We start from the raw sequence: 7,218 nt of genomic DNA, 5'->3' as shown, positions 1-7,218 counted from the left end.
TAAGCCCAAGGAGCGACGCGGCATCCACCTGCTCGTCCCGAGGTGCCCCTCGGGAGGTAAAGACAATACAAGGAGCGGCCTTGGCCGCGACGCGGCCGTTGTAGTCCGCCGGCTGCGATACAGGTGGCTGTCGGGGTCAGAAGACCCCTCCCACAGCATCCGGGCTCAGGCCGTGGATCGGGCGCTCATCCTGTAGAAGCGGCCTTGGCCGCGACGCGGCCGTCGTAGTCCGCCGGCTTCGATACAGATGGCTGTCGGGGTCAGAAGACCCCTCCCACAGATTCCTCGCTCCGACCACGCGTCGGACGCCGCCCGGAGGTTCAGCCGCCCAGCGAGCCCAGCTCCACGGCGTTGGCGGCAAGCAGAGCCGGCAGCGTGTCGGATGCCAGCACGCTGTACTCGCGCACCCGAGCGGCGCCGATCGGGTCGCCGGGCAGTGCCTGCGTCGCCGGGTGCACCATCACCGCGTCGCCGTCGGCGGCATTGCCGAGCCAGCCCGAAAGGCGCTGACGGTAGCCGGTGGCGTCGCCGTCGAAGCCATAGGCGCCGAGCAGTCGCGGCATCGCGCGGATGTGGGCGGCGAAGGCCAGGCGCTCCAGCGCGGCAGCGCCGAGTGCGGCGATGAACAGCGGCTTGGCGCCGTCGCCGATGCGCGCGCCGCTGATGCGCAGCCAGGGCAGGGGGCCGGCGTAGCGGGCGACCAGTACCTCGACCAGCGCTTCGCGGATCTGCGGCAGCTGGTGCACGTGCTGGTGGCCATCCACATAGTCCGGCGCACGGCCAGTCGCGTCCTCGAAAAGTGCGCACTGGGTGGCGATTTCGTCGCGCAGTGCGCTCGCATCGAGGCGGTGCGCGAGGCTGGCGCCGATCAGCGGCCACAGGCCGCGGCGCAGCGGGCTGAATTCGGTGAAGTCGAGGTGCAGGCCGAAGCTGCCTGCGGCACCGATGCGCGACGCCGCCGCCGGCCAGCCCGGGGCGCGCGTCATGCAGCCGGCACCGGACAGCCGGCCGTCCGCCATCAGCGCGAGGATGGCGTCGTCGACTGCGGCGTTGTAGCCGTAGTCGTCGGCGGTGAGATACACCGTCTTCACGCCGGCGAGTGCGCGAACGCCCAGTAGCGGCCGAGCAGCCAGGTGCTCAGCGCGACGAACACCAGCACGATGGCCAGCGCGACCCACAGCGGCAGCGGCGTGAAGCGCAGCAGCGCGGCGAGCATCAGCTGATTGCCGACGAAGGCGGTACAGGACACCGCCAGCAATCGCGGCAGCGCCTGCCGGTGCGGCGCCTGCGTGCCGGCGAAGGACAGGTTGCGGTGGCCGAGGTAGCTCACCGGGAAGGCGCACACGAAGCCGACCAGATTGGACCACGCCGGGTCGATGCCGGTCGCCCAGTCCACGCCCAGCGTGACCAGATAGTGCGTCGCCGCCGCGCAGCCGCCGACGATCAGGAACAGCAGTACCGAGGCGCGCATCAGTCCTGCTGCCCGCTGCCGCGCACCACTTCGGCGACGATGTAGGGCGGGCGGCCCTTTACTTCGTCGTACACCCGCGCCAGGTATTCGCCAAGGATGCCGATGAACAGCAGCTGCACACCGGAGAAGAACATGATGCTGACCACCACGGTGGGCCAGCCGGGTACGTCGACGCCGAACAGCAGCTTCTCGACCACCTCGTACAGGCCGTAGGCGAAGGCCACTGTCGACAGCAGCAGGCCGATCAGGCTGGCCATGCGCAGCGGCAGCACGGAAAAACTGGTGAGGCCGGTCCACGCCAGGCGCATCAGGTTGAGCCGGTTGAAGGTGGTCATGCCGGCGGTGCGCGGCAGCGGTGTGTAGGGGATGCCGATCGAGCGGAAGCCGACCCAGGCGTACATGCCCTTCATGAAGCGCTGGCGCTCGGGCAGCGCGAGCAGGGCGTCGACGACGCGCCGGTCCATCAGCCGGAAATCGCCGGCATTCGGCGGGATGTCCAGCCGGCCGCTCGCATTCATCATGCGGTAGAACAGTTTGGAGCCGAGGCGGTTGAACAGGCCCTGCTCGGCGCGATCGGCGCGCACCGCATAGACCATGTCCCAGCCTTCGCGCCAGTGCGCCAGCATGGTGCCGAGCAGGTCGGCCGAGTGCTGGCCGTCGGCGTCCATGCACACCACGACGTCGCCGCGCGCGTGCTGCAGGCCGGCCGAGATCGCCGCCTCCTTGCCGAAATTGCGCGAGAAGCGCACCAGCGTCACCGGCAGACGCTCAGCGCAGTCGGCGGCGATCTGCGCGGTGGCGTCGCGGCTGCCGTCGTCGACGACGACGATTTCATAGTGCGGCACCAGCGCGGCCAGATGGCGCGCAATCATGTCCAGCGTGCTGGCGAGCGCACCGGCCTCGTTGTATGCCGGCACCACGACGCTGAGTACGGGCGCGGTGGTGCGTGCGGAAGAGTGCGGCGGTGGGGTGGTCTGGTTCATCGTGTTGTGGGCGCTCCGGCAGTCGCCGACTGCCGGTGTGCAGAGCGGCGCAGCGCCGGAAACGGCGTGCAGTGTATCGGTTGAAGTATCTGTCGGTGCGCTTTACAGCATGGGTACGAATCGTTCGCGCACACATTGTGACAATCACAAGACATTGACGCGAAAGCGTTTCCGGGTTTCTGGCACAGCGGTTGCTGAAAGCGCCGTCACGCGCCGAACGGCGCCCATGCAGGCCGGAAACGCCCGAGCACATCCGCCTGCCGACACGACAACACTAAACGAGACAAGCGATGACCTTCCCGACTCATTTCCTGAATCTGATTGCACGCTCCGCCGCGGCTCTGTCACTGGCGTTTGTTGCGTCGCATGCCGGCGCAGCCGTGATTGCGCAGGATGGCTTCCAGTCCTACTCGACCGGCGCGCTGAACGGCGCCAACGGCGGCTCGGGCTGGGGTGGCGCGTGGAGCGCGACCGGCAACGCCAACGTCGTCGATCCGGCCGCCAACCTGTCCGGCAATCGCGCGCTGGCCCTGACCGGCAACGCAAGCAACGCCGCCGTGCGCACGCTGGCGTCGTCCTTCAGCGGCGACAGCCTGTTCGTGAGTTTCCTGATCCAGGCCGACCGCGGCAGCTCGATCGACCGCAACGACTTCATGGGCCTGTGGCTGGATCTGGGCACCAACAACGGCGGCGCCAATCGCCCGAACATCGGCGTCAAGGGCAACCAGGACAGCAGCAGCGCCACCAACGACATCTTCGCCCGCACCACTGGCACCGGTGGCAGCTATGCGCCGGACAGCAATCTCGACGTGCTCGACACCTATCTCGTGGTCGGCCACCTGTACCGCAATGCAGCTGGCAACTACACGAACTTCGACCTGTGGCTGAACCCGACCGTCGACGACTTCCTGTCGCCGGACGCGAGCTTCACCGGCAACGCCGGCATTTCGGCGATCGATCGCGTGGGCATCCGTCTCGCCAACCTGGACAGCGGCGACCGCATCCTGATCGACAACCTGCGGCTGTCGACCACCTTCCAAGAAGCGACGGCCATCCCGGAGCCGGGCGTGCTTGGCCTGCTGGGTCTTGGCCTGGCCGGTCTGGCGTTCGCGCGCCGTCGCAACACCTGAGCGCTCCGGCGCTCGCTTCAGGGGGCTGCCGCGGCAGCCCCTTTTTCGTTCACGCACGGGCCGAGGCGCAGCGAGGGCGGTGTCCTGATTCCGGCTTTGGCGGGCGATTCGAGGCGGCGCGATCTCGGCGCTGGTGTCGCTCTCGCAGGGAGACGGGCGCCAGATCTCCGCTGGCGGGGCCGGAACGCGGGTTCTGTGGGAGGGGTCTTCTGTCCCCGACCGCGGCCTTGTATCGAAGCCAGTGATCTGCAGCGGCCGTGTCGCGGCCAAGGCCGCTCCCACAGAGGTTGCGTCTGACCCGCGGCCCGAGCTAGAGCCGGAGCTTTGTGGGAGGGGTCTTCTGACCCCGACAGCGGCTTGTATCGGAGCCGGCGGACTGCGGCGGCCGTGTCGCGGTCGGAAGACCGCTCCTACCGCGGGCTTCGGGCCCCCGGAGCAGGGTCCGCTGCGCGGTCAGTCGCGGTTCTTCAGCGCCTCGGCGGCGCGGGTGAAGTGCTGCATCAGTCGCACACCGACGTCGGTCGGGAGGCCGGTCGCTTCGATCGCATGCACCATGCAGCGCAGCCAGGACACGACTTCCGCCTGGCCGATGGCGACGTGCGCATGCATCTGCCGCAGATTCGAGTGGCCCATGCGTTCGGCGTAGTAGCGCGGGCCGCCGAGGAAGCCGCACAGGAACTCGAACTGCGCCTCGCGCAGGTGGGCGACGCCGAAACCTTCCTGGTGCAGCTTGTGTACCGGCTCACCGTCCGGGTGGGTTTCGACGATGTCGTAGAAGGCATTGACCAGCCGGCGCAGCGGCTCTTCGCCGCCGATTTGCTGGAACATGCTGGGCGGCTTCATCGACGGGGCGTTCATCTTCTTCCCATGTACGGATGTTGTTGCGGGTCGTGGGCGCAGCGTCGCGAAGCACCGCGTTGCCGCATGGAGGTCAGTGCAGTTTTCCCTCTGACGGCACAGTCGGAACACCGCGCCCACGGACCGAAGGATTGCGCCGCGACGGTGCCGGCGCAATACCGCATAGGGGGTAGCCGGCGCTGTCCACAGGAACTATGCCGGCGCTGGAGCATGCGCATGGAATGCACCGTCACCGGTCAGGCGGCCGGCGTCCATCGTGAGCACGCGGCCCATGCGCTCGAAGGCGCGCGGGCGGTGCGCGATCAGGATGACGGTGCGGCCGGGCGCGTGCTCGCTCATCAGCGCGTCGATCACGCGCGCCTCGGTGTCGGCGTCGAGTGCAGACGTCGCCTCGTCCAGCAGCAATACCGGGGCGTCGCGCAGCACTGCGCGCGCGATGCCCACGCGCTGGCGCTGGCCGCCGGACAGGCTGTGCCCCTTCTCGCCGACCGGGCTGTCCAGGCCCTCGGGCAGCAGCGCGATCACGTCGTCGAGCTGGGCGATGCGGCAGGCGCGCAGCACATCGACCATGCTCACCTCGCGGCCCAGGGTCAGGTTCTCCAGCAGCGACAGGCTGAACAGTTCGGTTTCCTGAGGTACCACCGCGATCTGGTGCAGCAGCGCCTCGTGCCGGATGTCGGCCAGCGGCACGCCGTCGACGGTGAGGCGGCCCGATTCCGGCGGATAGAGCGCCAGCAGCAGCTTCACCAGCGTGCTCTTGCCCGAACCCGAGCGCCCGGCGATGCCGACGTGCTCGCCGCGTGCGATGCGGAAGTCCAGCGGCCCGAGCACGCGACGGCCGTCGTGCGCGAAAGTGAGCGCTTCCGCCTGCAGCGCGCGCCAGTCGGCCGGCCAGTCCTGCGTGCCGTGCTGGCTGGGCTGCGGCGCGAACAGCGGCATCATGCGGCCGAGGTTCGAGGTGCGTTCGATCATCGTCTGCACGCGGTCGGTCATGTCCATCGACGCTTCGCGCAGCGTATTGAAGTAGGCGCTGTAGGTGAGCACCAGGCCAACCGACAATCCTCCTTCCATCACGCCCCAGGCCACGCCGAAGATGTAGATCGCCCAGGCCAGCGCGGTGTGCAGCTGGAACAGCATCCACTTCGTATTGGTGAGGCGCAGCCGGCGGTAGGCGAAGTCGCGCGCCGCGCGTTCGCGATCGGCCACGCGCGCCGTCATGTCGGCGCCTGCATTCATCGCCTTCACCGACAGGATGTTGGCCGCGCTCTCGACGAAGCTGCCGCTGGCGTTCTCCATCGACGCGTTGATCTGGTCCGACAGCCGCGCGATGCGGCGGTAGAAATACCACTCGATGAAGCCGAGCACGCCGCAGTAGTAGAGGAAGAAGAATACCGTCGCCGGGTGCAGCAGCATGCAGGCGATCAGCGCGCCGAAGAAGGCGCCGCTGGCGGTGAGCAGCGCATTGACCAGTTCGCTGGTCCAGTCGCGCACCGCGTCCGCCCCGGTGATCACCCGCTGTGCCTTGTTGCCGGTGCTCTCCTTCTGGTGCCAGGCCAGCGAGAAATCGAGCAGCCGCTCGAAGCCCCACACCTTGGCGCGCATGCGCGCATCGATCGCCATGCGCCCGATCACCCGCTTGGTCGACAGCCGCACCAGCGCCACGCAGGCGTGCGCCACGCCCAGCGTGACCACCAGCGTGTACAGCGGCGCCAGACTGTCACCGCGCTGCCAGCCGAGCAGGAAATCCGCGACCCGCCCGATCAGGTAGGGCGGCAGCATCGGGTAGAACTGCACCACGCCCAGCACGCAGATGAAGAACAGGTAGCGGCGGCGGTCGGCTTCAAGAAAGAAGGCGATCGCGCGCGGGACGTCGGTCAGACGGAAGGTGGGTGGGGCGGACATGGCGGGGCGGCGAAGGTGAGCCGCACATTATCGCGGGTCGCTGGGGCGGTGGCGTACAGCGATCTGCGTCGGTCGAAAGGTCGATTGCCGTGTAACACCGCAGATGAGAGGCTCCGATAAACGGACTGCGGCAGTAACGCGATGAAAACAGTAAGGAATCAGGTGCGGTGTCCGCTGGAATATCACGCAGGCTTCTGGAATATCCATCAATTTTGATGTCTACATCACGTTATGCGTTATCACATGAGCCTCGTTGACGAAATCAGCCAATCGTGGGGATGGGCGGGCATAGAGCCAGTTGAGGTTGTTGGCGAAAACGACTTTGGCAATCTCATCATCAAAGATGAAGAGGGAAAGTACTGGCGTCTTTGCCCAGAAGACTGCTATTGCGGCGTGATCGCCGCTAATCGAGCCGCACTTGACCAACTCTCAACCGACCAAGAGTTCCTTCACGATTGGTACATGACGGCTCTTGTCTCACTGGCGAACGACAAGTGCGGCCCGTTGGCCGAAGGAAGAAAGTACTGCCTCAAGATTCCTGGTGCCCTGGGCGGTGAGTACGGTGGAGACAATCTTGCCACTGCACCGCTAGTCGAGCTTGTACGCATGTCTGGCGATATCGCTCGTCAGATCAATGAGCTTCCCGATGGTGCGCATGTCAAGCTACGGGTGGTCGATTGACGCATAACCTTTCAGTCGAGCGGATCTGCGCGAAAAAAACCGCGCAGGCCGCTCACTTCCACGTTAGGCCTCACACGAAATGTCCCGACGCTACTTGTCTGTTCGAGAAGCCGAATCCGCAGTGGTCTCAGGGAAGACAGTCGAATGCTTCTTGGGCAAGTGTGAGCTAAACGGCAAGCAAGGAGTTCGTTGG

Annotated in this window: 7 protein-coding genes; 2 read left to right on the top strand and 5 right to left on the bottom strand. The window is 66.8% G+C overall.

Going from position 1 to position 7,218, the window contains the following annotated elements:
- Positions 1 to 320: 320 nt before the first annotated feature.
- From WJU27_RS13550 to WJU27_RS13540, 3 genes are read right to left on the bottom strand one after another with little or no spacing between them, the layout of a single operon-like run.
- The gene (locus WJU27_RS13550; RefSeq protein WP_341422435.1) at positions 321 to 1,091 is read right to left on the bottom strand and encodes a ChbG/HpnK family deacetylase; all 771 of its coding nucleotides are present in this window, start codon (positions 1,089 to 1,091) and stop codon (positions 321 to 323) included.
- Positions 1,088 to 1,471 carry a GtrA family protein gene (locus WJU27_RS13545; RefSeq protein ID WP_296808428.1) on the bottom strand — a complete coding sequence of 128 codons (384 nt, stop codon included), beginning with the start codon at positions 1,469 to 1,471 and terminating at the stop codon, positions 1,088 to 1,090. Before WJU27_RS13545 ends, WJU27_RS13550 begins: the two co-directional genes overlap by 4 nt.
- On the bottom strand, positions 1,471 to 2,454 hold the full coding sequence (locus WJU27_RS13540) for a glycosyltransferase family 2 protein (RefSeq protein ID WP_341422434.1): 984 nt from the start codon (positions 2,452 to 2,454) through the stop codon (positions 1,471 to 1,473). The genes WJU27_RS13545 and WJU27_RS13540 overlap by 1 nt, the downstream gene beginning before the upstream one ends.
- Before the next feature lie 290 nt (positions 2,455 to 2,744).
- Between WJU27_RS13540 and WJU27_RS13535 the strand changes: the two genes are divergently transcribed.
- Positions 2,745 to 3,584: a PEP-CTERM sorting domain-containing protein gene (locus WJU27_RS13535; RefSeq protein ID WP_341422433.1), complete on the top strand. Its 840-nt coding sequence runs from the start codon at positions 2,745 to 2,747 to the stop codon at positions 3,582 to 3,584.
- Positions 3,585 to 4,037: 453 nt separating this feature from the next.
- Here the strand turns inward: WJU27_RS13535 and WJU27_RS13530 are convergent, their stop codons facing one another.
- Both WJU27_RS13530 and WJU27_RS13525 read right to left on the bottom strand, forming a co-directional pair.
- On the bottom strand, positions 4,038 to 4,412 hold the full coding sequence (locus tag WJU27_RS13530) for a group II truncated hemoglobin (protein WP_341422432.1): 375 nt from the start codon (positions 4,410 to 4,412) through the stop codon (positions 4,038 to 4,040).
- Positions 4,413 to 4,634: 222 nt separating this feature from the next.
- Positions 4,635 to 6,344: an ABC transporter ATP-binding protein gene (locus WJU27_RS13525; RefSeq protein ID WP_341422430.1), complete on the bottom strand. Its 1,710-nt coding sequence runs from the start codon at positions 6,342 to 6,344 to the stop codon at positions 4,635 to 4,637.
- A gap of 243 nt (positions 6,345 to 6,587) precedes the next feature.
- Here WJU27_RS13525 and WJU27_RS13520 point away from each other — a divergent pair, with 243 nt between their 5' ends.
- Positions 6,588 to 7,025: a T6SS immunity protein Tdi1 domain-containing protein gene (locus WJU27_RS13520; RefSeq protein WP_341422429.1), complete on the top strand. Its 438-nt coding sequence runs from the start codon at positions 6,588 to 6,590 to the stop codon at positions 7,023 to 7,025.
- Positions 7,026 to 7,218 lie beyond the last annotated feature (193 nt).

Source organism: Methyloversatilis sp. NSM2 (assembly GCF_038066675.1).
Taxonomy (GTDB): domain Bacteria; phylum Pseudomonadota; class Gammaproteobacteria; order Burkholderiales; family Rhodocyclaceae; genus Methyloversatilis; species Methyloversatilis discipulorum_A.
This window is presented reverse-complemented; position numbering and strand designations above follow the sequence as displayed.